Source organism: Paracoccus liaowanqingii (assembly GCF_004683865.2).
Classification (GTDB): Bacteria; Pseudomonadota; Alphaproteobacteria; order Rhodobacterales; family Rhodobacteraceae; genus Paracoccus; species Paracoccus liaowanqingii.
In genome coordinates this window covers 125,472-151,855 of record NZ_CP040761.1, presented here as the reverse complement: position 1 = coordinate 151,855, position 26,384 = coordinate 125,472, and the positions used below count along the sequence as shown (strand labels likewise).

The 26,384-nt window shown below is 63.2% G+C and carries 24 protein-coding genes and 2 pseudogenes; 19 read left to right on the top strand and 7 right to left on the bottom strand.

Annotated elements, in window-relative coordinates; genetic code table 11:
• Positions 1–113: 113 nt before the first annotated feature.
• The gene (locus E4191_RS18260; protein WP_139615866.1) at positions 114–656 is read right to left on the bottom strand and encodes a cysteine hydrolase family protein; all 543 of its coding nucleotides are present in this window, start codon (positions 654–656) and stop codon (positions 114–116) included.
• Positions 657–756: 100 nt separating this feature from the next.
• Between E4191_RS18260 and E4191_RS18255 the strand changes: the two genes are divergently transcribed.
• The gene (locus tag E4191_RS18255; RefSeq protein WP_139615865.1) at positions 757–1,713 is read left to right on the top strand and encodes a GlxA family transcriptional regulator; all 957 of its coding nucleotides are present in this window, start codon (positions 757–759) and stop codon (positions 1,711–1,713) included.
• Between the two features lie 606 nt (positions 1,714–2,319).
• On the opposite strand, the gene E4191_RS18245 is transcribed toward E4191_RS18255, so the two are convergent.
• Entirely contained in the window at positions 2,320–2,529 is a 210-nt protein-coding gene (locus E4191_RS18245) for a ribbon-helix-helix domain-containing protein (protein WP_139615863.1), read from the bottom strand.
• A gap of 438 nt (positions 2,530–2,967) precedes the next feature.
• Here E4191_RS18245 and E4191_RS18240 point away from each other — a divergent pair, with 438 nt between their 5' ends.
• The 6 genes from E4191_RS18240 to E4191_RS18215 are packed head-to-tail and all read left to right on the top strand — an operon-like array spanning position 2,968 to position 9,034.
• The gene (locus tag E4191_RS18240) at positions 2,968–4,581 is read left to right on the top strand and encodes an ABC transporter substrate-binding protein (protein ID WP_139615862.1); all 1,614 of its coding nucleotides are present in this window, start codon (positions 2,968–2,970) and stop codon (positions 4,579–4,581) included.
• A gap of 52 nt (positions 4,582–4,633) precedes the next feature.
• Positions 4,634–5,653: an ABC transporter permease gene (locus E4191_RS18235; protein ID WP_139615861.1), complete on the top strand. Its 1,020-nt coding sequence runs from the start codon at positions 4,634–4,636 to the stop codon at positions 5,651–5,653.
• Positions 5,654–5,655: 2 nt separating this feature from the next.
• Positions 5,656–6,546, top strand: a complete 891-nt coding sequence (locus E4191_RS18230; RefSeq protein ID WP_136886868.1) for an ABC transporter permease — start codon at positions 5,656–5,658, stop codon at positions 6,544–6,546.
• Position 6,547: 1 nt separating this feature from the next.
• Complete coding sequence (locus E4191_RS18225) at positions 6,548–7,381, top strand: ABC transporter ATP-binding protein (protein WP_139615860.1); 834 nt, start codon at positions 6,548–6,550, stop codon at positions 7,379–7,381.
• The gene (locus E4191_RS18220) at positions 7,378–8,133 is read left to right on the top strand and encodes an ABC transporter ATP-binding protein (protein ID WP_136886824.1); all 756 of its coding nucleotides are present in this window, start codon (positions 7,378–7,380) and stop codon (positions 8,131–8,133) included. Before E4191_RS18225 ends, E4191_RS18220 begins: the two co-directional genes overlap by 4 nt.
• Entirely contained in the window at positions 8,117–9,034 is a 918-nt protein-coding gene (locus E4191_RS18215) for a hydrolase (protein WP_139615859.1), read from the top strand. The genes E4191_RS18220 and E4191_RS18215 overlap by 17 nt, the downstream gene beginning before the upstream one ends.
• Here the strand turns inward: E4191_RS18215 and E4191_RS18210 are convergent.
• Together E4191_RS18210 and E4191_RS18205 are read right to left on the bottom strand one after the other, a co-directional pair.
• A complete protein-coding gene (locus E4191_RS18210) occupies positions 9,027–10,175 on the bottom strand; it encodes a mandelate racemase family protein (RefSeq protein ID WP_139615858.1) in 1,149 nt (382 codons plus the stop codon). The two genes, E4191_RS18215 and E4191_RS18210, sit on opposite strands and share 8 nt — an antisense overlap.
• A gap of 49 nt (positions 10,176–10,224) precedes the next feature.
• Positions 10,225–10,935, bottom strand: coding sequence for a FadR/GntR family transcriptional regulator (locus E4191_RS18205; protein WP_139615857.1), 711 nt, complete (start codon positions 10,933–10,935; stop codon positions 10,225–10,227).
• A 736-nt stretch (positions 10,936–11,671) separates the two neighbouring features.
• On the opposite strand from E4191_RS18205, the gene E4191_RS18200 reads away from it, so the two are divergent.
• The 6 genes from E4191_RS18200 to E4191_RS18175 all read left to right on the top strand — a co-directional run bounded on the left by E4191_RS18200 (position 11,672) and on the right by E4191_RS18175 (position 18,654).
• Complete coding sequence (locus tag E4191_RS18200; protein ID WP_228461844.1) at positions 11,672–12,514, top strand: DMT family transporter; 843 nt, start codon at positions 11,672–11,674, stop codon at positions 12,512–12,514.
• A 166-nt stretch (positions 12,515–12,680) separates the two neighbouring features.
• Positions 12,681–14,189, top strand: a complete 1,509-nt coding sequence (locus tag E4191_RS18195; protein ID WP_139615855.1) for an ABC transporter substrate-binding protein — start codon at positions 12,681–12,683, stop codon at positions 14,187–14,189.
• Between the two features lie 55 nt (positions 14,190–14,244).
• A complete protein-coding gene (locus E4191_RS18190; RefSeq protein WP_139615854.1) occupies positions 14,245–15,159 on the top strand; it encodes an ABC transporter permease in 915 nt (304 codons plus the stop codon).
• Positions 15,160–15,168: 9 nt separating this feature from the next.
• Positions 15,169–16,092, top strand: a complete 924-nt coding sequence (locus tag E4191_RS18185; RefSeq protein WP_139615931.1) for an ABC transporter permease — start codon at positions 15,169–15,171, stop codon at positions 16,090–16,092.
• The gene (locus tag E4191_RS18180) at positions 16,085–17,716 is read left to right on the top strand and encodes an ABC transporter ATP-binding protein (protein WP_139615853.1); all 1,632 of its coding nucleotides are present in this window, start codon (positions 16,085–16,087) and stop codon (positions 17,714–17,716) included. The genes E4191_RS18185 and E4191_RS18180 overlap by 8 nt, the downstream gene beginning before the upstream one ends.
• Positions 17,713–18,654 (top strand): 2-hydroxyacid dehydrogenase, encoded by a 942-nt coding sequence (locus E4191_RS18175; RefSeq protein ID WP_135816628.1) that lies wholly within the window; start codon positions 17,713–17,715, stop codon positions 18,652–18,654. The genes E4191_RS18180 and E4191_RS18175 overlap by 4 nt, the downstream gene beginning before the upstream one ends.
• Before the next feature lie 30 nt (positions 18,655–18,684).
• Here E4191_RS18175 and E4191_RS18170 read toward each other — a convergent pair whose 3' ends face one another.
• A complete protein-coding gene (locus E4191_RS18170; protein WP_139615852.1) occupies positions 18,685–19,398 on the bottom strand; it encodes a GntR family transcriptional regulator in 714 nt (237 codons plus the stop codon).
• Positions 19,399–19,539: 141 nt separating this feature from the next.
• Here E4191_RS18170 and E4191_RS18165 point away from each other — a divergent pair.
• The 5 genes and pseudogenes from E4191_RS18165 to E4191_RS18150 all read left to right on the top strand — a co-directional run.
• Positions 19,540–19,824 (top strand): annotated as a pseudogene (locus tag E4191_RS18165) (dihydroxy-acid dehydratase); the annotation flags it as partial.
• Positions 19,820–20,098, top strand: a pseudogene (locus tag E4191_RS24755) (ribonuclease activity regulator RraA); the annotation flags it as partial. The pseudogenes E4191_RS18165 and E4191_RS24755, both read left to right, overlap by 5 nt.
• Before the next feature lie 40 nt (positions 20,099–20,138).
• Entirely contained in the window at positions 20,139–21,659 is a 1,521-nt protein-coding gene (locus E4191_RS18160; protein ID WP_139615850.1) for an aldehyde dehydrogenase (NADP(+)), read from the top strand.
• Between the two features lie 33 nt (positions 21,660–21,692).
• Positions 21,693–22,598 (top strand): 5-dehydro-4-deoxyglucarate dehydratase, encoded by a 906-nt coding sequence (locus E4191_RS18155; RefSeq protein WP_135816632.1) that lies wholly within the window; start codon positions 21,693–21,695, stop codon positions 22,596–22,598.
• Entirely contained in the window at positions 22,598–23,650 is a 1,053-nt protein-coding gene (locus tag E4191_RS18150; RefSeq protein WP_139615849.1) for an Ldh family oxidoreductase, read from the top strand. Before E4191_RS18155 ends, E4191_RS18150 begins: the two co-directional genes overlap by 1 nt.
• A gap of 42 nt (positions 23,651–23,692) precedes the next feature.
• On the opposite strand, the gene E4191_RS18145 is transcribed toward E4191_RS18150, so the two are convergent.
• Positions 23,693–24,571, bottom strand: coding sequence for a LysR family transcriptional regulator (locus E4191_RS18145; RefSeq protein WP_139615848.1), 879 nt, complete (start codon positions 24,569–24,571; stop codon positions 23,693–23,695).
• A gap of 102 nt (positions 24,572–24,673) precedes the next feature.
• Here E4191_RS18145 and E4191_RS18140 point away from each other — a divergent pair, with 102 nt between their 5' ends.
• Positions 24,674–25,846, top strand: coding sequence for an L-talarate/galactarate dehydratase (locus tag E4191_RS18140; protein WP_139615847.1), 1,173 nt, complete (start codon positions 24,674–24,676; stop codon positions 25,844–25,846).
• Here the strand turns inward: E4191_RS18140 and E4191_RS24290 are convergent.
• Positions 25,795–26,307, bottom strand: coding sequence for a transposase (locus tag E4191_RS24290; RefSeq protein WP_228461843.1), 513 nt, complete (start codon positions 26,305–26,307; stop codon positions 25,795–25,797). The genes E4191_RS18140 and E4191_RS24290 overlap by 52 nt on opposite strands.
• Positions 26,308–26,384 lie beyond the last annotated feature (77 nt).

Here is a 26,384-nt window from a genome sequence, read left to right as displayed (position 1 = left end):
GCACTTTCCCGCCGCATCGCACTGCCGTCAAAATTCCTGATCAACAGAAGGTCTGCGCATGCAGTCGCCTAACCCGCCGCGGGTTGGCTGACCGCATGTGCCGGACGACAGTGTCAGCTGCGAACGAAGTCCTCGGTGCTGATGACGTCGCCATAGAGGAAGGCTAAGGCCCCCATAATCGCCGTATGAACATGTGCGGCGGGGGCAGTCTGCCCGCCAAACTCGATATCCCGGGTCGCACAGGCGTCGTGGATCGTGGTCGTGCTGAAGCCGTGGTCGTTAGCAGCGCGCGTGGTGGCATCGATGCACATATGGCTCATTGCGCCGATCACGATCACATCCTTGATCCCCTCTTCGTCAAGAAGGGCTTTCAAACCGGTCTCGCGAAACGAGTTGGGGAAGTTCTTGGTGATGACGACGTCGTCGCCCTGGGGCGCAACGACCTTGTTGATCTCGGCACCCTCGCTGCCCGGTACGAAGATTGGTCCGCCCGGCACTTCATGGCGGATGTTCACCACTAGGTCGCCCTTGGACCGCGCATGTTCGATCACGCGCGCGGCGTTTTCCGCCGCAGCCTCGATCCCCTGCAGGGGAAGGTTGCCGGACGGCCAGTATTCATTCTGAAGATCGACAACGAGAATGGCGCGATTGGACATGAGAGCCTCCATGGGTTTGGTTCACGGTTGAATTGAATATTGTCCCGCGCGATAGCGCTGACCACTGGCGCGATGGACATAAACAAGGGCAATAACGACAATGACACAAGCGACGATCGGGATCGTTCTGTATCCGGACGTCCAGATGTCGGCCGTTCTCGGTCTGACGGACCTTTTCGCCCTCGCCGAGAATGGCAGCGCGGGGCTGCCACGCCTGCGCGTCCGCCATCTTCGTTTCAATGCCGCCGCAGAGCCCGAGGTCTTGTTTGACAGCGACAAAGCATCCGGTGATGAGGGGTCGACCCGCTGCGACGTGCTGCTTCTGCCGCCCTCTCTGGAGCCACCAATTGTTGCCAAGGCCGCCGCGCCCATCTCGCGCTGGCTATACCAGCGTCATGCGGAGGGGTCAGTGCTGGCTTCCGTCTGCGGCGGCGCCTTCGTCCTTGCCGAAACGGGACTGCTTGCCGGGCGGACCGTCACGACGCACTGGACCTATGCGCAGGCGCTCCAGGATCGTTGCCCGGATGCGCAGGTCGATGCGGACCGGCTGATCATCGATCAGGGCGACATCATCTCCGCCGGGGGCCTGATGTCCTGGATCGACCTTGGTCTGATCCTTGTGAACCGGTTCCTCGGCCCTATCACCATGGCCAGGACCGCACGGATGATGCTCGTCGACCTGCCAGGGCGCGAGCAGCGGTTCTACAGCAGCTTTGTGCCGCGCCTGTCCCATGGCGATGCTGCCATCCTCAAGGCGCAGCATTACCTGCAGGCGCAGGAAGGCAAAGAGGCTCGTCTGGCTATTCTGGCAGAGCAGGCAGGGTTGGAGAAGCGGACATTTCTGCGCCGCTTCCAGAAAGCCACCGGATTGACAATGACTGATTACGCACAGCGCCTGCGGGTGGCCAAGGCGCAGGAGCTGCTGCAGTTTGGCCAGCAACCTGTGGAGCGCGTGGCTTGGCAGGTCGGCTATTCCGACCCGGGAGCATTCCGGAAGGTCTTCCACCGCATTGTCGGTTTGACGCCGGGAGAGTATCGGAAGAGGTTCTATGCCTGATCCATTTTCTCTGCTGAGACCGTCCTTTTTCTTCAGCGAGGACACCAGCCTTGAGGCGGTCGTTACAACGAATTTAGCCTCCTGCTGCGAAGGAGTTACTAAAAACTCTTACCATTTAGCAAGTTACGATAAACAATTCTGAGTTGAATTACTTCATTTATTTGCAGGACACCGAACAATGCGCAATTGGGGTCGCGGTGAAGTCAAATGCTCGGCGATACGCAGGGCTGCGGTAAGCTTCAAATACACCGGCTCATAAATTAAGGCATACAAGAGCAAAGAGCTAAGCAACTTGACTGCCAGAATAGTTGACGACAGTCGAGCACCGCGCCACTTTTCGCTACCGGCGGATCAGATAACCAGTGAGACCACCTGCCGCTGCTGACAGCACCGACTGAGCCCACCTCTGCGATTCAGGCGGCTGGCCTGGCGTGATGAGCGTGACGATACAAAACCATGCGATGAAACCAATGAATGCAATCGCAGAAAGGAATAATACCACGTCCTTAAACAGTCGAATATTTCGTTCGGCACGTGATTCATCCGGCTGCACGCTAACTTTATAGTTGTGCCCGGCAGCCGGATTGGAAAGATCGATTAAGTTTGTCACAGACCAACAAACTCAGTCTGCATCCGCTCGGTTTTTGGCTCAACGAGCCCTAGCTTTAAGCCCCGCTTCTTGCCGTCTTGCGCCGCAATAAAAAGCTGCAGCGACTTCCGAATAACTTCTGATTTGTTCGTCTCATTTTCGCTCACAAGACGTTCGATCTCACGATTTAGATCGTCAGATAGAACCAGGTTCATGCGCACGCTCATCTTATGCCCTCCATGGTCGATGTGCAGATAGTGTGTATATTTCGTGCATCATATGGCTGCTGTGAAGATGAACTAGGGGGTGGGGTACATCCACGGAGGCCTTTTGCTCTGCTTCTATTGCTTTGAAAGGATTTCGTTTCTTTTAAGCCTTTTTTTATTTTGTTCATGGGTTGGGGAATTTGCTTTGAAGCAGTTGGACCACCGGCGGTGGTCAGCCCCCCAACCGGCTTCTGGGGCCGGCGGTGATTGCAATGCTTCCTCCACTTGTAGATGCCGGTGCGAATTTGCTGCCCTGTTCGTGAAACAGCATGCAGCCATTGTCGAGCAACGAGGTAGCGTACGCAAAACCGTTGACAGGCACCCCAAGTGTATAACATATTGCCGATGCTGTCTGACATCTCGGGAGGATCGGGTGATCAGAAGATTTGGGAGGATATGATGACCAAACTCGTGCGTCTGCGCTTGATCGCCACTGTCTCGGCTGCTGCCTTGGGCCTGTCGGCCCCGGTGGTGCTGGCGGAAACACCTGACGACCAGCTGGTCGTCGGGTTTTCCATGACCAACATTCTGACACTGGATCCCGCTGCGATCACCGGCAAGGAAACGGTGCAGGTCCTTGCCAACGTGTATGACGGGTTGGTCCAGCTGGACCCCGTGAACCGTACCGAAGTGCAGCCTGACCTCGCCGAAAGCTGGGAAGTCGCACCCGATGCCATGTCGATCACCTTCACCCTGCGCGACGGGGCCGAGTTCGCGTCGGGCAACCCGGTCCGGGCCGAGGATGTGGTCTGGTCGTTCCGCCGCCTGCTGACGCTGAACCTGGCGCAGGCCAGCTTCCTGAAGACCTATGGCTTTACCGCCGAAGGGGCCGAACAGGCATTTGCCGCACCTGATGACCGCACTGTCGTCGTGACCCTGCCACAAAAGATCAACCCGCAGCTGATCATCGCAACGCTTGGCATCGTTGGCCCCGGCTCGATCATCGATTCAGTTCTGGTGACCGAAAACGAGGTGGATGGCGATCTGGGAGCGGCATGGCTGGCGCAGAACTCAGCCGGGTCGGCGGCCTTTACGCTGCAGCAATGGCAGTCGAACAATCTTGCCCTGCTGACCCGCAACGACAATTTCTGGGGCGAGCCTTCGACCATGCGCCGGATCATCTGGCGCCACATCCCCGAATCACAAAGCCAGCGACTGCAGCTGGACCAGCACGATCTGGACATCGCCTTCCAGCTGGCGCCTGCCGATCTGGCCGCGCTGGAGACGACCGAAGGGGTCCAGATCCAGACCACACCCTCGGCCGGGTTCTATTACTTGGCCATGTCGATGGCGGACGAGCGGTTCCAGAACCCCAAGCTGCGCGAGGCGATGCGATATCTGATCGACTATCAAGGGGTGAACAACGCGATCCTGCCTTATTTCGGCGAGATGCATCAGCGGCCCATCTCGGGCGGGTTCTTCGGCCTGTTGGACGATCCCGGTTATACGCTGGACCCCGAGAAGGCCAAGGCGTTGCTGGCAGAGGCGGGATATCCCGACGGCATCGACGTGACCCTGCGCGCGCTGTCGGACGATCCGTTCCTGAACCTGGCCACCGCAATGCAGGGATCGCTGGCTCAGGGCGGGGTGCGGGCCGAGGTCATCACCGGATCGGGCGAACAGATCTATGGCGCCATGCGGGAACGCAATTTCGAGATGATCGTCGGGCGCGGGGGCGGCGGGCAGTTGCCCGATCCGGACAGCAATATGCGCGCGCTGATCTATAACCCCGACAACTCGGACGAGGCGCGGCTGACCAATTTTCAAGGCTGGCGCACCAGCTTCAGCGATCCCGAGCTGAACCAGATGATCGACGCCGCCGCCGCCGAGGCCGATGACGAGGTCCGCCGACAGCTCTATGCCGACATCCAGAACCGTATCGAAGAGGTCGTGGCTCCGATCATTCCCTTTTCCGAGGTGGTGACCTCGGTCGCATATCGCGATGATCTGAACGGGTTCGTTCTGAACCCCTCGTGGTCCACAGATCTGGCGACCGTGACCAAGACCCGCTAAAGGACCGGGGCCTTTCTGGCCCCCGTCCACAACCTCTGGAGGGAAGGCAGGCATGTCACCGACATCGCGCATGACCGGGTTCGCCCGGCAACTTGGCACCATCGTCATCACATTGCTGGGCCTTCTGGTCCTGACCTTCGCGATCGGACGGCTGATGCCTGCCGATCCGGTCCGCGCCATCGTTGGCGAAGAGGCCACGCAGGACACCTATATGCAGGTCTACACCCAGTTGGGGTTCGACCGGCCCCTGCCGGTGCAGTTCCTGATGTATCTGCGCGACGTGCTGACCGGCGATTTCGGGACCTCGATCCGGACCGGCCAGCCGGTCATCAACGACATCATGGCGGTGATGCCCGCCACGCTGGAGCTGGCGACGCTGGCCATCCTGATCGGCGCTGGTCTGGGGATTCCCCTGGGCGTGCTGGCGGCGGTCAAGAAGGACCGCTGGCCCGACCATGTGATCCGCATCTTCAGTCTGATGGGCCATTCGATGCCAATCTTCTGGACCGGGATGATCGCGCTGCTGATTTTCTATGCGGCGCTTGGCTGGGTCGGCGGTGGCGGGCGGATCAGCGATTATTACATCGGGCTGGTGCCGCCCGTCACGAACTTTATCGTCATTGACGCAATGCTGGCCGGGGAATGGGATGTGGTGCGATCCGCGCTGAACCACCTGATCCTCCCGGCCAGCCTGCTGGGTTATTCCTCGTCGGCCTATATCACCCGGATGACGCGCAGCTTCATGCTGGATCAGATCAATCAGGAATACATCACCACCGCACGGGTCAAGGGCCTGTCCCGGCGCCAGACGATCTGGCGGCATGCGTTTCTCAACATCCGGGTGCAGCTGGTGACCATCGTGGCGCTCGCCTACGGCGCCCTGCTGGAGGGGGCGGTCCTGATCGAGACGGTGTTTTCCTGGCCAGGTTTCGGACAATATCTGACCTCGAACCTGATGACCGGCGACATGAATGCGGTGATGACCTGCGTGCTGCTGGTGGGCGTGATCTTCATCGCGCTGAACCTTTTGTCCGACGTGCTCTATCGCGTCTTTGATCCGAGGACGCGCTGATGATGACCGACGACCTGCCCAAGGCCCGCAGCGTGCCCTTTGCCGCGTTGGCCCCCCTCGGCCGCATCCTGCGCTTTCTGATGCGCCAGCCGACCTCCGTCTTCGGGCTGGCGGTCATCGCCCTGCTGGTTTTGGCGGCCATCGCGGCGCCGCTGCTGGCCACCCATGCGCCCTATGCGCAGGACCTGTCCAACACGCTGGCGCCCCCCTCGGCACAGAACTGGTTCGGCACCGACGAGCTGGGCCGCGATATCTGGAGCCGCCTTGTCTGGGGCAGCCGCATCACTCTGTCGATCATCGCATTGGTGACGATCGTGGTGGGGCCCATCGGTCTGGCGGTGGGCACGGTCGCGGGTTATTACGGCGGGCGCATCGACACGGTGATGATGCGCATCACAGACATTTTTCTGTCCTTTCCTAGTTTGATCCTGTCGCTGGCCTTCGTGGCCGCCCTTGGCCCGAACCTGAGGAACGCGATCATCGCCATCGCCCTGACCTCGTGGCCGCCCGTCGCGCGGCTGGCGCGGGCCGAGACGATGACCTTCCGCAACGAGGATTACGTGTCCGCCGCCCGCCTTCAAGGCGCGTCCGATCTGCGCATCATCTGCAAGTCCATCGTGCCGATGTGCCTGCCCTCGGTCATGATCCGGCTGACGCTGAACATGGCAACGGTGATCCTGACGGCGGCAGGTCTGGGCTTTCTGGGGCTTGGCGCGCAGCCGCCGCTACCGGAATGGGGCGCGATGATCGCCACAGGCCGGCGCTACATGATCGACAGCTGGTGGCTGGTGACCTTCCCCGGCGTGGCGATCCTGTGCGTGAGCCTGGCCTTCAACCTGATCGGCGACGGGCTGCGCGACGCGCTTGACCCCAAACAGATGAACCGGAGGTGACATGAGCGTGATCCTGGACGTCCAGAACCTGTCCGTCGCCTATCGCGGCGCCCTGTCTCCTGCCGTCAACCGCGTCTCGTTCCAGCTGGGGCAGGAACGGTTGGGCATCGTCGGCGAAAGCGGATCGGGCAAATCAACCGTGGGCCGGGCGCTGCTGAAGCTGCTGGACAGCGCCGACATAACTGCGGACCGGATGCAGTTTCAGGATGTGGACCTGCTGGCCGCATCGGAGCGGCAGATGCTGGGCATCCGCGGCAAGCGGATGTCGATGATCCTGCAGGACCCGAAATTCTCGCTGAACCCGATCCGCAAGGTGGGCGATCAGGTGGCCGAGGCTTGGCTGGCCCATAACCGCGCCTCGCACAAGGAAGCCCGCGCCCGGACGCTGGAGATGCTGACGAGCGTGTCGATCCGCGATCCTGAACGGGTCTATGACATGTATCCGCATCAGGTTTCGGGTGGGATGGGGCAGCGGATCATGATCGCCATGATGCTGCTGACCGACCCGCAGCTGGTCATCGCGGACGAGCCGACCAGTGCGCTGGACGTGACCGTGCGTATGCAGGTCCTGTCCATTCTGGACCGGCTGGTGCGCGACCGGGGCATCGGGCTGATCGTCATCAGCCACGACCTGAACCTTGTGCGCAATTTCTGCGACCGGGTGCTGATCATGTATGCGGGCCGCGTGGTCGAAAGCCTGGCGGCCTGCGATCTGGATCGCGCGCAGCATCCCTATACGCAGGGCCTGCTGGCCGCCCAACCCCGCATCGGAGGGCCGCGCCGACCTCTGCCAGTCCTGCAACGCCGTCCCGAATGGGCCGAGGAGCCATCATGAACCCCATCCACGTCCGCGATCTGTCCATCACGCTTGGCGCTGTGCAGATCCTTCATGGCATCAGTTTCGACGTCAGGGCGGGGGAATGCTTTGGTCTTGTCGGCGAAAGCGGATCGGGCAAGTCCACCATCCTGCGCTGTCTGTCGCTGCTGATGTCCTCCTGGCAGGGCGAGGTGCTGATCGGGGGCGAAAACCTGCGCGCCATGCCTCTGGCCCGCCGCTGCAAGACGGTGCAGATGGTGTTTCAGGACCCCTACGGCTCGCTGCATCCGCGCCAGTCGGTCCGCACCACCCTGTCCGAGCCGCTGCGCATCCACAGCATGCCCGACCGCGAGGCGCGGATCACCCGCACGATGATCGATGTGGGCCTGCCATTGGCCTTTTTGGACCGCTTTCCGCATCAGCTGTCGGGCGGCCAGCGGCAGCGTGTGGCGATTGCCCGCGCCCTGATCCTGGAACCCGAGATCCTGCTGCTGGACGAGCCGACCAGTGCGCTGGACGTGTCGGTTCAGGCCGAGATCCTGAACCTGCTGTCCGATCTGCAGGCGCGGCGGGGCTTCACCTATATCATGGTCAGTCATGATCTGGCGGTGGTGGACCATATGTGCGACCGGTTCGCGGTCATGCAGAAGGGCCATCTGGTCGAGACCCTGACCCGCGGCGCCCTGACCGGCATCCCCGAGGAACAGGCCCGCCACCCCTATGCCCGCGAGCTGATCGACGCCTCGATCGCCTATGACCGCGCCATGTGACGACTGGCCTGAGGACTGGCGGCGGCGACTGAAGGCTCCGCTGCCTCTGGCGCATGGCGCGCCGGACTGGCGCCGCCGCATCCGCGCGGCATGGACGGCGGCACTGCCCGCCCCCGACCCCGTTGCCAATTTTCAGGACGGCACGCTGCATTTTGCCAGCGGCAAGCAGGTTCGCGGTATCGTCTTGGTTCCGGACCGCATCACCGGCTGCGCCGTCCTGCTGCTGCACGATCATGGAGGACGGTTCGATCAGGGCTGGCGCAAGATGGTCACCGACCCGCAGGGGTTCTATGGCGGAGCGCCGGCGCAGCGGCTGGTCGCGGCGGGGCATCCGGTCTTCTGTTTTGATACATTGGGCTGGGGGGACCGGCAGATGCCGGGGGATCAGCAGGCGCTGGCCTGCACGGCGATGGGCCTGGGCACCAGCCTTGCCGGGCTGGTCGCGGGCGAGGATCGCGACATCGCCGCCTGGATCGCCGCCCGCCCAGAGGCGCGGCGTGGCCTTGCCGCATGGGGGTTTTCCTTCGGCGCGTTCCGAGCCTGGCAGGCGCTTGCCACCAGCGATCATGTCACGGCGGCGGTCGCGATCTCGTGGATGGCGTGGCGGCGGGACTTGCTGCGGTTGGGGGCGCCCCTCAGCGCGGGGCAGGCCGCCTTCTGGATGCTGCATCCGTCCCTGACCGGGCTGGCCGATTTGCCCGATCTGGCCATGGCGGGCGCGCCGAAGCCTCTGTTCCTGCGATCCGGCGATGCCGACCGACACCTGCCGCTGGCGGCCGTCGCCCCGGCATTCGCGCATCTGCACGGCATTTGGGGCGGTCGGCTGGATGCGGAGATCTTTCCCGGCGGGCATGTCTGCCCGCCAGAGGTTCAACAGCAGGCGATCGCCTTTCTCATGTGACGCGGTTGTTCTCGATGAAGTCGAAGTTGATATCCTCGCCGATGCCGGGGCGGTCGGGGACATGGACCCAGCCTTGCGCATCCATGGGATCGGACAGCTGGTTGAGGTAATCAAAGCCGTCGTCATATTCCAGGAACGGGTGCAGCAGCCCACGCTCGTACCAGCGGCAATTGCGCGAGGCGGCGCAGACCGCAAGGTTCATCGCCGTATTGCCATGAACCTCGCAATCCATGCCGAAGCTTTCCGCCATGCGCATCGTCTTCAGCGCGGGCGTGATGCCGCCGACATCGTTCACCCCGGTCCGCAGGATGTCGCAGGCGCCTTGGCGGACCCATTCCGCCCGGTGCCAGTGTTTGCCCCCCGCGCTTTCGGGGCCGACCACCGGAATGTCCAGATTGTCCGCCAGCCATTTGTAGGAGGACATCGACTGTTCGTCCAAAGGCTCTTCGATCCAGTCGAAGCCCAGCTTTTCCAAGCCCCGGCCCAGCTCAAGCGCATCGACGCGTGAATACCAGTGAAAGGCGTCGATCATCAGATGAATGTCGGGTCCGACCGCCTCGCGCACCGCGGCGCAGGCCTTCAGGTCCATGCGGACATCGGGCGCCCAGCTGACCGGCGGCATCCAGGTGTGCAGCTTGATCCCGGTATAGCCGCGCGCCACCAGCGTCTCAGCGAAGCGGCCGTAATCCTCGGGCGTTGCCAACCCGCCCTCCAGCTCGTCCCCGCACATGATCGAGCCATAGGCCCGGACCTTATCGCGATAGGCGCCGATCAGCTTGTATACCGGCTGGTTCAGTGCGCGTCCGGCCAGATCCCACAGCGCCACATCGACAGCAGCCAGCGTGCGGTCACTCAGCTGGGCGGCCGATCCGCGCTGCCAATGCGCCAGTTCCTGCCACAGGCGTTCGCGGTCCCGGTGATCCTGGCCGATCAGGACCGTGCGGACGAACTTGTCTATCAGGTGCGGGCGGACGATTTCGGGAACGGTAAAGCTGTGGCCTTCATGGCCGTCCTCGGTCCGGATCGTCAAGATCGACGTCTTGACCTGATGCGGCGGACCGGGATGGGCGTGACCGGCACTGTCGGAATGCCGTCGCGTGGTGCTGAGAAAATGGCGCACCTGCACGTCTGTGATGATCATCTTGTCCTCCGCTGATTGCGAGGACCATAGAAAAGTTGTTCTACATATGTCAAGAACCTGTATGATTGGTATCGTGAAGAAGGGCTCGATACCGGGCAAGGCTACCCCTCAGGTGGGTGCGCATCGCCTCGCGCGCAGCGCCTTCGTCGCTTGAAAAGATGGCGCGGCAAATGGCGTCATGTTCGCCCTGCAGATGAACATTGTAGTCGCGCGGGCGCACGTCATCCTGTCCGGTCTGCAGTTTGCCTCGCGGAATGATCCCGATGCGGATCAGCGACAGAAACTCGGCAAAACGGGGGTTGTTGGTTGCCTCTGCGATAGCCAGGTGAAAGGCAAAATCCAGGTCCCGGGTAGGCTGCCCGGCCTCCAGGCAGTCAATGACGGCGCGATTGGCGGTGGCTATTCGCTCTTCCTGCACTGGGCTACGGCGTAATGCGGCAAAAGCCGCGCTTTCCACTTCGACCGCGATACGCAGCTCCAGCAACTCGATAATCGAGGAGACACGCCCGGCATCCAAATTGACAAAGGGGCCGGACCGCGCCTCTTGCGCGAAGACGCCAGCACCCTTGCGGGCCTCAACCAGTCCCTCGAAGGACAGTGTTGCGATGGCCTCGCGCACGACGGTGCGGCTGACGCCATGGATCTCGGTCAGCCGGGATTCCGAGGGCAGGCGGTCGCCGGGCTTGACCCGTCCCTCGGCGATCTCGCTGCGCAGTGCATCCGCGACTTTGGCGGAAAGTCGTTCCTTGGGTATGGCCATTAAAATATCTCCACCTGTCCAACATGTCTTATACAGGGTAGCCAGATATGGCAAATCGTCTGATGGCCTAGTGGCGGGCATCATTCGGGGTCCGGGATGTCCCCAGGCACGCCGTACGATGTTCCGGTCGCACGACGTAGGACCGACTTGCCAGCACGGCAAGTTTCGATGCGCCCCCGCAATGTGGTCTGGCAGGCTGGAAGGACCGGGGCCGGCGTCAGGATGTTGTTGGTTGGGGTGATCAGATTGCCCTCCTCGGCGCTCATCTTCAGATAGGCGGTCTGTGCGGTTCTGTTGCAAACCGTACGGCATGACACAAATAACCGGTGAGTTCTTAGGCGGCGAGCTGGCAGCACTACTGAGAGGGCCGCAGCTTGGGCCAAAACTGGAGCTTGCAGATCATTCCCACCAGCTCCATGCAGCGGCACCGGAAGTATGCGGGTGAAGACTGCGGTCGGTTCTAGGATCAAGCGACGGGGTCATCGCGTCGTCGTCGAGCCGGACCTGCGAGAGCGCTCGCTGCTTATCCCGCCAAGTCCTGCCATCAGAGAAAGATAGCCGCCACGATCGAGGCGCATCCCCCTGAAAGCAATGTGCCGGAGAGCGGCAGCTTTTGCAGTTACTTAATTTGGTATATTAGCATTTTAAATCATCCTGTTTTGAGTGCCGCTGTCGAGGAGTAATGCCAGTGCCGGTTCAGACAGACGGGCGTGCCGTTCCGATCGCGGCGGCACTTATGGGGGTTGCGGCCGTACTGAACGGGGCCGATGCGGTGATCGTGCGGCTCCTGGCGGGTGAGGTGCATCCGCTGATCATCGGTTTCACCCGCGCTGCCTTTGGCCTTGCTGTAGTGCTGCCCTGGATCCTGACGCGGGTGGACCTTGCCGCCTCGCCGTATCGCTGGCTGCATTTGGTGCGGGCAGGGCTGAAGCTGGCCTCGCTGGTGGCCTTTTTTGTGGCCTTTGCCCATGCGCCGCTGTCGGATGTGGTGGCGATCAACTTTACCATGCCGATCTTCCTGACGTTGGGGGCATGGGCGGTGCTGGGAGAGCGGATGACGCTGCCCAAGCTACTGGCAGTGGTCGCGGGCTTTGCAGGAATGCTGATCGTGATCCGGCCGGGGGAGGGCGGGATGAACCCCGCGCTTTCCTTTGCACTCGCGGGGGCGGTTCTGACGGCGGTGATCCAGCTGATGCTGCGGCGCATGGCGCTGCGCGACACGACTGACCGGCTGGTGGCGTGGAACCTCTTGACGATGGCCCCGCTTGGCCTTCTGGCGGCACTGTTCGTCTGGCAGACGCCGACGCCCGTGCAGTTTGGGCTGCTGGCACTGCAAGGCGCACTTGGGGCGCTGAACATGACGCTGCTGACGCGGGCCTTCGCACTGGCCGAAGCCTCATTCCTTGCACCGCTGGATTTTCTGCGACTCCCGGTGGTGGCGGCGATGGCCTTCGTGTTCTTCGGCGAGGTTGCCGGGGTCTCGACCTGGATCGGTGCGGCCGTGATCTTCAGCGCCACGCTGATCGCCGCGGGCGGGGCGCGTTACGGGCGCCATCGGATGCCGCCGGACGGTTCCTAAACCGCCAACAGCAGTAAGATCCTGCAAATAAGTAGTTCACAAAAATCTCAGATGAACTAATATTTCAATTGGGCCCTAAGAGATGATTCGTCTTTTCGGTCCGTCGATTTGCCCAAACGTGCGGGCGGGCCGGCATTTACCGGAAGTTTTGGGGAGGAAACATTCCATGACATGTGAACTGACATGTACTACAAGCCTGCTGCTGGGGGCCTTTCTCGGAACGGCGGCCTTCGCGCAGGACGATAATGCCGTGACCATCGTGCTCAGCGAAGAGCTGGAGCTTATCGATCCCTGCATGGCGTCGCAGTCCAACATTGGCCGCGTGCTGCTGCAGAACATCTCGGAAACGCTTACCGTGTTTCAGCCGAGCACGGCCGAGCTGTTGCCTAAGCTGGCAGAAAGCTGGGAAGAGACCGAGGCCGGCACCTGGCGCTTTAAACTGCGCAGCGGTGTCAGCTTCTCGGACGGCACCCCGTTCGGTGCCAGCGATGTGGTGCATTCGCTGGAACGCTCGATCAGCGACCAGATCAGCTGCGAGATCGGCGGCAAGTATTTCGGTGGATTCGAGATCAAGGCCGTCGCGGTCGATGACACCACCGTCGACATCACCTCCGACCCGGCGCAGCCGATTCTGCCGCTGCTGATGTCCTCGCTGACCATCGTCCCGGAAGAGACCCCGCTGGAATATGTGCAGACCCCGGTCGGCACCGGCCCCTACGAGATGACAGAGCGCAACATGGGCACTAATATTGTCCTGGAACGGCGCGAGGAATATTGGGGCGAAATGCCTGCGGTGGCCAAGGCGACCTATGTGTTCCGCAGCGACAGTTCAGTGCGCGCTGCGATGGTCGAAGTGGGTGAGGCCGACATTGCCCCGGTGATCAGCGAGCTGGAAGCGACCAACCCCGACACCGATTTCGCCTACCCGAACTCGGAAACCACTTATCTGCGGCTCGACCATGCCACGGCCCCCCTGAATGACCGCCGGGTGCGCGAGGCGCTAAACCTTGCCGTCGACCGCGAGGCCTTCATCGGCACGCTGATGGCACTGGAGGCGATCTTGGCCACGGCCGTAGTGCCGCCCTCGACGGCTGGCTACAACGCCGATCTCAAGCCCTACGCCTTCGATCCGGATCGCGCCCGCGAGCTGCTGGCCGAGGCCAAGGCCGACGGGGTGACGGTGGATACGCCGATCCGCATCATCGGCCGCATCGGGCTGTTCCCGAACGATGCCGAGGTGCTGGAGGCGCTGATGGCGATGTTCCAGGACGTTGGCTTCACCGTGTCGCTCGAGATGCTGGAAGTGGGTGAATACAACTCCTACTACAACCGCCCTTTCGCCGAGGATCGCGGTCCGCAGATGGTCAGCGCGCAGCATGACAATGCAAAGGGCGACCCGGTCTTCTCGATGTACTTCAAGTATGGCACCGAGGGGCAGCAGTCCGGCCTTGTCTACCCTGAGCTTGACGAGATGATCGCCAAGGCCACCGCGGCGACTGGTGAAGAGCGTACGGCTCTTTGGTCTGACGCGATGACCAGCATCCATGAAGAGCATATCGGCGACGTGCTGCTGTTCCACATGGTCGGCTTCAGCCGCGTGAGCCCGCGCCTGGACTTCAAGCCCACCATTGCGACCAACTCCGAGCTGCAACTGTCGCAGATCGGCTTCAAGTAAGACCCGGGACGGGGCGGCATCTGCCGCCCCGTTGCCATTGGTGGGAGGGACAGGCATGAAAAAATTCATCGGACAACGGGCCGTGGCCAGCGCAATCTCGCTGGTCGGGTTGGTGATTATGGTCTTCTTCCTGTCGCGGCTGACCGGCGATCCGACTGACCTCTACCTGCCCGTCGATGCCTCGCTGCAGGCCCGCGAGCAGTTCCGCGAGCTCAACGGTCTGAACGATCCCATGATGGTGCAGTTCGGCCGCTATGTTGCCGATCTTGCGGTGCTGGACCTGGGCATGTCGCTGCGCCAGGCGCGCCCGGCTATCGATGTGGTGCTGGAGGGATTTGCGTGGACCTTGCGGCTGGCCTGCGTGACTATGCTTCTGGTCACCTTCTTCGCCATTGTCATCGGCTCGCTGGCGGCGTTCCGCGTTGGTGGCATCTTCGACCGCATCGCCACCTTCTTCTCGCTGATCGGCGCCTCGGCCCCCGATTTCTGGCTGGCCATTGTCGCCATCGTCGTCTTCGCGGTGAACCTGCGCTGGTTGCCGACATCTGGCACGGGCACGATCTGGCACTGGGTGCTGCCGGTGTCAGTGCTGTTCATCCGGCCGTTCGGGCTGATCTTGCAAGTGGTGCGCGGCTCGATGATTGGGGTGCTCTCTTCGGCCTATGTGAAGACTGCCCGTGCAAAGGGCGTGCGCAACCGCCCCATTATCTTCGTGCACGGTCTGCGCAATGGGATGCTGCCGGTGATCACGGTGCTCGGCGATCAGGCTGCCGGCATTTTGAACGGCGCGGTGATCGTCGAGACGATCTTCGGCTTTCCCGGCATCGGCAAGCTGATGATCGATAGCATCCTGCAGCGCGACTTTAATGTGGTGCTGGCCGCAATCATGGTCTCGGCGCTGGCGATTTTCCTCATGAACCTGCTGATCGATCTGGCCTATGCGCTGCTCGATCCGCGCATCCGGTATTGAGTAATGACCATGACCCAGACTGCCCCGAATACCGGCCAGCCGCACCGTAAAAGCGGCCTCGCCATCGTCATCGGCCTGCTGTGGCGCGATAAGTTCGCTTTCTGCGCCGTGCTGTTTCTGCTGATGGTGGTTGCTTGCGCGTTGATTGGCCCATTGCTGCTAGAAGATGCCGCGACCAAGCAGAACCTGCGCGGCCGCAATGCGCCGCCCTTCGACATGGCCCGCGACTGGACGTTTGTCCTTGGCGCCGATGCGCTTGGCCGGCCGCTGCTCGTGCGGATCATCGTCGCCGCGCAGAACACCATGATGATCGCGGCAGGGGCGGTGTTCTTCTCAGCCCTGATCGGCTCCACCCTCGGCCTTGCGGCGGGCTGGCTGCGCGGGCGGGCAAGTCAGGTGATCCTGCGGTTGGGGGACGTCATCATGTCCTTTCCCTCACTATTGCTGGCGGTGATCGTGCTCTATATGCTCGATCCTTCGGTCTTTAACATCATCATCGTGCTGGCGATCACCCGGATCCCCGTCTACCTGCGCACCGCGCGTGCCGAGGTGCTGGAGGTGCGCGAGCGGATGTTTGTGCAGGCGGCCAAGGTCATGGGCGCATCCGACATGCGTATCGTGTTCCGCCATATCCTGCCGGTGGTGCTGCCGACGCTGCTGACCATCGGCACGCTGGATTTTGCCTTTGTGATGCTGGCGGAAAGCTCGCTATCGTTCCTCGGTATCGGCATCCAGCCGCCAGAAATCACTTGGGGCCTGATGGTTGCTCAAGGCAGGCCCTACCTGACAAATGCGTGGTGGCTGTCGTTCTGGCCGGGCCTGGCGATCATCCTGACAACACTGTCGCTGAACCTGCTGTCGAACTGGATGCGGATCGCGCTGGACCCGGTGCAGCGCTGGCGGCTCGAAATGGGGGGGCGCAAGAATGACTGACCATTTGCTGGAAGTCTGCGATCTGTCGGTGGAGTTTCACACCGCAGGCGGCACCGTGAAGGCGGTGCAGGATGTCAGCTGGCACCTTGGCCGCGGCGAGACGCTGGCGATCCTGGGGGAGAGCGGATCGGGCAAGTCCGTTTCTGCGTCGGCGATCATGAACCTGATCGACATGCCGCCCGGCAAGATCACCAGCGGGCGCATTCTGCTGAACGGCGAGGACATGCTGAAGATGACCGCTGAGGAGCGGCGGCGCATCAACGGCGCGCGGATTGCTATGATCTTTCAGGATCCTCTGGCGCACCTGAACCCGGTCTATACGGTCGGTTGGCAGATCGCCGAGATGATGACGACGCATGGCACCCCCGCCGCCGAAGCGCGTGACCGGGCACTGGCGCTGCTGGACCGGGTGGGCATTCCCCAGCCCGCCGAGGCGATGGTGAAGTACCCGCACCAGTTTTCCGGCGGGCAGCGCCAGCGGTTGATGATCGCCATGGCACTGGCTTTCAAGCCCGACATCCTGATCGCTGATGAGCCCACGACCGCGCTGGACGTGACTGTGCAGGCGCAGGTTCTAGCGTTGTTGGAAGAGTTGCAGGCCGAAACCGGGATGGGGTTGCTGCTGATCACGCATGACCTTGGCGTGGTGGCAGAGATTGCCGACCGCGTAGTGGTGATGAACAGCGGCCGCATTGTTGAAACGGGCGATGCGGCCGAAGTATACCGTAACCCACAGCATCCTTACACCAGGAAGCTGATCGGTGCTGCCCCCGGCAAGGGCACGATGCCGGTAGAGCGAGACCGCGGCGGCGAACCGCTGTTGCGGGTGGAGCGGCTATCCAAGCATTACGGTTCATTCCATGCGCTAAAGGGTGTCAGCTTCACCATCATGCCCGGCGAGACAGTGGCAGTGGTCGGCGAAAGCGGCTCCGGCAAGTCGACGCTTGCGCGGGCGCTGCTGCGGCTGGAGGAGCCTTCGGGCGGGCAGGCCTTCTACAAGGGCCGCGATCTGGTGACGATGGCACCCAAGGAGCTGTTCGGGCTCAGGCGCGAGATCCAGATGGTATTCCAGGACCCTACTCAGTCACTGAACCCGCGGATGTCGGTTTATCAGCTGATCTCCGAAGCCTGGGCGATCCATCCGGAGATCCTGCCGCGGAGCCAGTGGCGCGCGCGGGTGGCGGAGCTGCTGACCAAGGTTGGTCTGTCGCCCGAGATGGCGCAGCGCTATCCGCACCAGTTTTCCGGCGGGCAGCGCCAGCGCATCGCCATCGCCCGTGCGCTGGCGCTGGAGCCGCGACTGATCGTCTGTGATGAGGCGGTCTCGGCGCTGGACGTGTCCATTCAGGCGCAGGTGATCGAACTGCTGGAGGGCCTGCGTCGCGAGTTTGGCCTATCATACCTGTTCATTGCCCATGACCTGCCGGTGGTGCGCGATTTCGCGGACCGCGTAATCGTGATGAAAGAGGGTGAGATCGTCGAAGAGGGCACTGTCCGGCAAATCTTCGATGCGCCCCGTGAGCACTATACCCGCGCGCTCCTGGCTGCGAGCCTGGACCCCGATCCCGAGGTGCAGGCACGTCGCCGCGAGGCACGCCATGTTGAAGGATTGCTGACCGCATGAAACCCGATGTCCTTATTGCCTACCCGGTCCGTCCTCGCCAGATGGCGCAGTTGGAAGAAGCTTATACCCTGCACCGGCTTGACCTTGCCGAGGACAAGGCGGCAATGCTGGCCGAGGTCGGCCCGCGCTGCAAGGCGATGGTCTGCAACGGCCATGTGACGGTGGACGAGACGTTTCTGGCGCAGCTGCCGAACCTGAAGATCGCGGCCTCCTCCTCGGTTGGCTACGACACGATGGATGTGCCGGCGATGACCCGCGCCGGGGTGCGGCTGACCAATACGCCCGATGTGCTGACCGATGATGTGGCCGATACCGCGCTGATGCTGCTTTTGGCGGCGCGGCGCCGGCTGGTGCAGGGCGACCGACACGTGCGCACGGGGGAGTGGGGCCGCAGCGGCCCGATCCCGCTGACGCAGAGCACGGCTGGCAAGACTGTGGGTATTGTCGGGCTGGGGCGGATCGGCAGTGCGATCGCTAAGCGCTGCGCGGCGCTAGGGCTGGTGGTCGGCTATTATGGGCGTAGCGAGAAGCCGGACACAGGGTATCGCTACTTCGCGGATGTGGTGGCGCTGGCAGAGTGGTGCGACATTCTGGTGGCAGCGACCTCGGGCGGGGCAGGGACCCGCGCCATCGTGTCCGCCGCGGCGCTGGAGGCCTTGGGGCGCGAAGGCAGCTTTATCAATATCGCCCGCGGGTCAGTGGTGGATGAACCGGCGCTGATTGCGGCGCTGAAGGAGGGGCGGCTTGGAAGCGCCGGGCTCGACGTGTTCGAGAACGAACCGAACCCGGACCCGGCGTTCCGCGAGCTCGACACTGTCGTGCTATACCCCCACCACGCCAGCGGTACCGAGGAGACGCGGGACAAGATGGCGCAGCTAGTGGTGGACAATTTGGCCGCGTTCTTCGCCGGGCGCGCGCTGCTGACGCCAGTCAACTAAACGCAGGGGGCGCGGCCCTGCCGCGCCTGATTAGGCGAAGTAGTCGGGAATTTCCCGGCGCAACTCTTCCACCCGGGCGACGGTGCGGCTCAGATGGTCGCGGATCGCGACAATGGCGGCCTCGGGGTCCTTGGCGACGATGGCGTCGATGATCCGGCGGTGGCCGGAGAGGATGGTCAGGATCTTGCCGGCCTCGGGCAGATGCAGCCGCCGCACCCTTTCAAGATGCCCCGAGCGCTCGCGCACCAGCTGGTGTAGCCCAGAGCGGCCGAGCCCGGCGAACAGGGTCTGGTGGAACAGCTCGTCCAGTTCCTGAAAAATCGCCACTTGGCCAGGATCTTCGGCCACCGCCTCCTGCATGCGGATGATCGACCGGGCGCGGGTGAGGGTAGCGGCCTCGCAATCCTCAGCTAGCCGACGCACCACCTCGGTTTCCAAAGCGACGCGCAGGAAATGCGCCTCGTAGATTTGTGGCACGTCGATGCGGGTGACGACGGTCTTGGACTGCGGGTAGATCTGTACCAGCCCGTCTTGCTTGAGCCGCTGCAAAGCCTCGCGGATCGGGGTCTGGCTGACATCGTAGGTGTCGGTCAGATCGGTGCGCGACAGGGTAGTCCCGGGCGGCAACTGCAGCGTGATGATCTGCTGGCGTAGGCTGTCATAGACCCGCTGCACCGTGCTGCCGCCCTGTGGTGAATGGCCGGTATCGGCCAGACCGAATGTGGCGGCGAGCGAGCTGTTCATGGCACCATCCTCTTTGTGCGAAGCGTAGGTCGTCTACCTTCTCAGCACAATGGCTATTGATATACCTGAACGTCTGAAATATTAGTACTAATACAGGTGTGGCTCCGCCGAATCCGCGCCAAGACTTGTCGGGAGGATCCCATGAGCACTAGGAGAACCTATGCAGAGCTGCGATCCGCTCGCTGGACGGGCCCCTCTGATATGCGCTTGTCCGGGCATCGCTCACGCACCGTGCAGACGGGCTATCGGCCGGAAGACTGGAACGATAAGCCGACCATCGCGATCCTCAAAACCTGGTTTGAGGCGCAGCCCGGCCGCATGCTCTTCCGCGACCGGGCGGGATGGGTGAAGCGGGGGATCTTGCACGCGAGCGGCTTCCTGAAGAAGCTGCCAGCGCTTTCGCTGTCCAAGAAATTGGTGAAGCCCGACGAGCCAGACGCAGCACGAAGTCATCGACATCAACGTGCCGATCGGGTGCGGTGACGTGCCGGCGTTCCTTGGCGATATCGTGGTCGGCGACGATGACAGCGTGATCGTGATCCCGGCGGAAATTGCCAATGAGGCGGTGGAGATGACCGCCTTATGAAGATCTCGGGGTGGAGCGGGTCAAGGCGGCGCCACGACTATCAGTCTCTATCACGCGACTGATGAGAGCAACCTCGCTCTCATTGCCGAATGGCGCAACTCCAACGGGCACTGAACGGCGCCCAATAGTTCTAAAAACCGAGAAGGAATGCCCGATGACACAGGACTTCACCCCCCATGGCAAGCACCTGATCGCTGGCAAGTGGGTTGCCGGCGCGGCGACCTTCCGGTCGGAGCCCGCTTCCGGCCCGGTGCATGACTTCGCTGTCGGCACGCCGGATTTGGTCGATCAGGCCTGCAAGGCCGCTGCTGCGGCCTTCACAGCCTATGCGGCCATGACACGCGCTGAACGGGCGGCGTTCCTCAACGCCATCGCTGATGAAATCGAGGCTCGGGCTGCTGCCATCACCCAGATCGGCACACAGGAGACCGGCCTGCCCGAAGCCCGCCTGAACGGTGAGCGGGGCCGCACCACCGGACAGCTGCGCCTTTTCGCCGAGCATATTCTCAAGGGTGACTACCTCGATCGCCGTTATGACACGGCGCAGCCGGACCGCACCCCGCCGCGGCCGGAATTACGGATGATGCAGCGGCCCATCGGCCCGGTCGCCGTTTTCGGCGCCTCGAACTTCCCGCTCGCCTTTTCCACCGCCGGGGGCGACACCGCCGCGGCGCTGGCGGCCGGCTGCCCGGTGGTCGTGAAGGGCCATTCGGCGCATCCCGGCACCGGCGAGATCGTGGCCGAAGCCGTACTGGCGGCCATCGAGACCTGCAACATGCCTATGGGCGTCTTCAGCCTTATCCAGGGCGGCAAGCGCGACGTCGGCACCTCGCTTGTGCAGCATCCGCAGATCCGCGCCGTCGGCTTCACCGGCAGCCTGGGCGGCGGGCGCGCGCTCTTCGACCTCTGCGCGCAGCGGCCTGAGCCGATCCCGTTCTTCGGCGAGCTTGGCAGCGTCAACCCGATGTTCATCCTTCCCGAGGCAGCATCGGCGCGCGGTGCCGCCATCGGAGCTGGCTGGGCCGGATCGCTGACCATGGGTGCGGGCCAGTTCTGCACCAACCCCGGTATCGCGGTCGTGGAGGTGGGCCCAACCGGGGACGCTTTTGTCAAGGCCGCCGCCGAAGCACTGGACAAGGTCGCGCCCCAGGTGATGCTGACCGACAGCATCGCCAAGGCCTACTTGGGCGGCAAGGCGCGCTTCGATACTCGCAACGCCGTGAAGCCGGTGCTGGTGACCGAGAGCGAGGGCCGCACCGCCGCACCGAACCTTTATGAGACCGACGCCGCCAGCTACTTGCAGGACCATGCTCTGGGCGAGGAAGTCTTTGGCCCCCTTGGCCTCGTCGTCCGCGTTAGCGGCGCCGATGAGATGGAGACGCTGGCCAAAGGCTTTGAAGGCCAGCTGACCGCTACGCTTCACATGGAGGACGCTGACATCGACCTCGCCCGCCGCCTGCTGCCGGTGCTGGAGCAGAAAGCCGGCCGGGTGCTGGTGAACGGTTTCCCAACCGGCGTCGAAGTGGCCGACTCGATGGTCCACGGTGGCCCGTACCCTGCCAGCACGAACTTCGGTGCCACCAGCGTCGGCACCCTCTCCATCCGCCGCTTCATGCGCCCGGTGTGCTTCCAGAACCTTCCCGAGGCCCTGCTGCCGGAAGACCTGCGCGGCTGACCCCCTTTTCCCCTTTCTTCAGGAGTATTCCCCATGATCGCCCCAGATGCACTGCGCGAGATCATCCGCCACGGCCTTCTGTCCTTCCCCGTCACCCCGTTCGACGGCGAGGATAATTTCGCCCCCACGCCCTTTGCAGCGCATCTGGAATGGCTGTCCAGCTTTCCTGTCGCGGGGCTGATCGTGGCGGGCGGCACCGGCGAGCTGTTTTCGCTGACCCCCGCCGAAGTGGTCCAGGTGGTGCGCACCGCGCGCTCCGTCTCGGGCAGCGCGCCGGTGATTGCCGGCTGCGGCTATGGCACCAGGATCGCCTGCGACATGGCGCGTGAGATCGAGGCGGCGGGCGGCGATGGCATCTTGCTGCTGCCCCATTATCTGACCGAGGCCCCGCAGGAGGGCGTGGCGAACCGCATCCGCGCAGTGTGCCGGGCCACAAACATGGGCGTCATCGTCTACAATCGTGGGCAGGCCCGGGTCTCAGCCGAAACGCTTGCGCAGTTGGCGGACGAGTGCCCTAACCTCGTCGGCTTTAAGGACGGCACCGGTGATATCGACATGGTGCGCCGGGTGACCGTGATGCTGGGGGACCGGCTGTCCTATATCGGGGGGATGCCGACGCATGAGCTGTTTGCGCAGGCTTACAAGGGTGCGGGAATGCCGACCTATTCCTCAGCCGTGTTTAACTTCGTGCCCGAGACCGCGCTGGCGTTTCACGGTGCGCTGATGAAGGGCGACGATGCGACATGTGAGCAGCTGCTGCGCGAGTTCTACTATCCCTTTGCCGCCATCCGCGACCGCCGGGCCGGCTATGCCGTGTCGGCGGTCAAGGCCGGCGTCGCGCTGCGCGGTTTTACCACCGGTCCGGTGCGCGCCCCGCTGACCGACCTGACCGGCGAAGAGGTCGAGATGATGCAGGACCTGATCGCCGGGCGCAGCTGATGGCCCGGATCGAGCATGGCGCGCTGGTTGTCTTTGCGCAAGAGTTGCTTGCGCAGGGGGGGATGGAGGCGGACAAGGCCGCAGCCACCGCCACCGTGCTCGTGGAAGGAGATATGATCGGGCATGACACCCATGGTGTCGGCCTGCTGCCCTGGTATCTCGACGAGCTGGCCGAGGGCCGAATGGCCCGGGCTGGCACCTATGACGTGGTCACCGATCGCGGCGCCAGTTTCGTGTGGAACGGCAACAGCCTGCCCGGAGCCTGGCTGCTGACCGGGGCGCTGGATCTAGCCTGCGCGCGGGCGCGGGAGTTCGGTGTGGTGACGGGTGTGATCGGCAATGCCCATCACACCTGCGCGTTGTCGGCCTTCATGCGGCGGGTGACTGAGCGTGGGCTGATCGTGCAGATGAATGTGTCGAACCCCGCCGCCTCCCGCGTTGCGCCCTATGGCGGGACAAAGCCGGTGCTGACGCCGAACCCGATTGCGGCGGGCTTCCCGACTTCGGCTGATCCGGTGCTGATTGACGTCTCCTGCTCGATCACCACCACCACCATGACTCAGAGCCTCGCCGCGCGCGGCGAGCGCTTCCCCGAGGCCTGGGCGCTGACCGCCGCGGGCGAGCCAACCGACGATCCGCGCGAAGTGACCGATCGGGGCGGATCGATGATGCCGCTCGGCGGGGCTCTCAAGGGCCACAAGGGCTATGGGCTGGGGCTGATGGTGGAACTGCTGGGGCAGGGGCTGTCGGGCCGCGGCCGGGCAAATACGCCGCCGGGGCCGTTAGCGCAAAGCGCCTATCTACAAGTCATTGACCCTGAGGCCTTTGCAGGACTTGATGCTTTTACCGCGCAATCTGACCATCTGGCGGAGGCTTGCCGCAGCAGCCCGCTTGCAGCGGGCAATAGCGGGCCGGTGCGGGTGCCGGGGGATGCAGCGGCGGCGAAGCGAAGGCGCGCACTGGCCGAGGGCGTGCCGGTTTCGGATGCCCTGTGGCAGCGGCTGGCAGGGCTAGCCCATGCCGCAGGGCTCCCGTTACCGGCCGCCGCCTGAGCGGCCACGGCGGCATCTCAGCAAGCAGCGCGTCCCGATGCATCAGCAGGGCCGCAGCATCTCGCGTGTCCGGCGCAGGACGGGGTTGTCATTATCGCGTGACCAGCTGGCAAACATATCGGCATGGCAGGCGAGAGGACGCGCCAGGGGACGGAACACGATGTTGTCGAAGCTGGCATTGCGCGCGCACGCTGGCACCATGGCCAGTCCGATCCCGGTGCTGACCAGCGAGAGAATGGCCTGCGAATGGGTCATCTGCAGCACTACCCGCGGGGCAATGCCGGCCTTCTGCAAAAGCCCGGTCAGCATGTCGTGCAGATAGCGAGCGGCCGGGGCGAACATAATGAAGGGCTCACCCTCCAGCGTCTCGGCGGGCGGGCGGCGACGGATCGAAAGGGGGTGGTCTTGCGGGATCGCCAGCATCATCGGCTCATGTGCGATGCGGATGCAGTCGATCATCGCCCCGCTCTCCAACGGGCGTGAGAGGGCAAGGTCGATGCGCCCGGCGCGCAGGGCCTCGTTCTGCTCTGCAGTCTCCAACTGGATCAACTCCAGCTCCACCCCGGGCAGCTCTGTCCGGGTTATGTGCACCAGCTGCGGCAAGACTTCGTAAGTTGCCGCCCCGACGAAGCCCACGGTCAGCTTGCCCAGCACGACCCGCGCCGCCCTCCGCGTGGCGATGACCGCGGCATCGGTCTGAGCCAGAAGGCGCTTCGCTTCCACCAGGAAGGCCAGACCGGCAGGTGTCAGGGTCACCCGGCGGCTGGTGCGTTCGAACAGGCGGACGTCCAACTGCTGCTCCAGCTGCTGGATATGCCGGCTGAGTGGTGGTTGCGAGATGTTTAGCCGCAGAGCCGCACGGCTGAAGTTCAGCTCCTCGGCCAGAATCACGAAGTAGCGGACTTGCAGGAGTTCGATCATCCATTCTGTATCCGTATAGATTCTTGCTAAAAATGATCTTGGACATAGAGGAGTGGATCGCAATAGCCTCTGCCGAAATCAGATCGTTAAAGGCTCGCGCACATGACCAGTCACCTTGCCAACCTCTCGGCCGCATCGCAGACATCGCAGGGCGATAGGATCGCCTGGATCCGCCTTTCGGCGATCCATCTGCCGCTGAAAACGCCGATCAGCGATGCCAAGGTACTGAATGGTCGGCAGAAGCCGCTGACCGAAGTCGCCTGCCTCTTTGCTGAAATGGAGACGGTGGACGGGCATTCCGGCATCGGCTTTAGCTATTCCAAGCGGGCTGGCGGGCCGGGGCAGCTCGAACATGCAAAGGAGATCGCGCCGGTGCTGCTGGGGGAAGACCCCAACGACATCTCTAGGCTGTGGACCAAGCTGGCTTGGGCCGGTGCCTCGGTGGGGCGCAGCGGGCTGGCGGTGCAGGCGATTGCGGCCTTCGACATCGCGCTGTGGGACATGAAGGCCAAGCGGGCCGGGCTTCCGCTGTCCAAGCTGTTGGGCGCGCATCGCGAATCCGTCCAGTGCTATAACACCTCAGGTGGGTTCCTGTCCTCGCCGCTGGAAGAGGTGCTGGACAATGTAGAGCGGTCCATCGAGCAGGGGATCGGCGGCATCAAGATCAAGGTCGGCCAGCCCGACATGGCCGAAGACCTGCGGCGCGTAGCGGCGGTGAACGACCGGATCGGCGGGCGGGCGTCGCTGATGGTCGACGCCAACCAGCAATGGGACCGCCCGGCCGCAATGCGGGCCTGCCGCCAGTTGGAGGCCTTCAACCTTGTATGGATCGAAGAGCCGCTGGACGCCTATGACAGCGAAGGCCATGCCGCGCTGGCCGCAGCGCTTGACACGCCGATTGCCACTGGTGAGATGCTGGCCAGCGTCGCCGAGCATATCGACCTGATCCAGAAGAACGCGGTCGATTTCATCCAGCCCGATGCGCCGCGCGTCGGCGGTATCACCCAGTTTCTGCGGATCTGCGCGCTGGCCGAGCAGAAGAAGCTGAAGCTCGCCCCGCATTTCGCCATGGAGATCCACCTGCATCTGGCCGCCGCTTATGAGCTCGAACCTTGGGTAGAGCATTTCGACTGGCTGGACCCGCTGTTTAATGAGCGGCTCGAGAACCGGGACGGCCGGATGATCGTGCCTAACCGTCGCGGGCTCGGCTTCACCCTGTCGGATCAAGCTCTAGCCTGGAAGCGCGCCGATGCCGAGTTCGGCAAACGCCCGTAAGCCGCAGCGTCAACAGCATACATCGGTGCACGGTCTTGGGATGCCGCCGGTGATCGGAAGATGACAACGAGGGTTCCCACCGGGAAGGCCCCACTCGCAGGCACCTGTGCTGACCCAATTAGGTTAGTTCGCCATGGAGTGGCTGTTTTGAGAATCGTGTTCGCGATTGTTACCAGCCTTCGCGCGACTGCAATGATGACCATCTTGTGGCGCTTTCCGCGCTTTTTGAAGCGCTTCGCCAGTGGCTTGAGGATGAGGTTGTGAGACGCGGCGGCGATTGTGGCTTGGAAGAGAACATGCCGCAGAGTTCGCCGTCCTCCGGCGATCTTACGCTTGACGCCCATTGTGCCACTGTCATGCGGCATGGGAGCAAGACCTAACATGGCTGCAGCCTCTCCTGCGGTCATCCCGCCGAGTTCCGGCATTTCAGCGATCAACACGGCCGCCGAAACCGGACCAATTCCGGGGATGGACCACCTCTAGGTTGTCACGGAAGCGCAACGACCACGCGCGGCGTCAGAGCTGCAATAATGAGGAC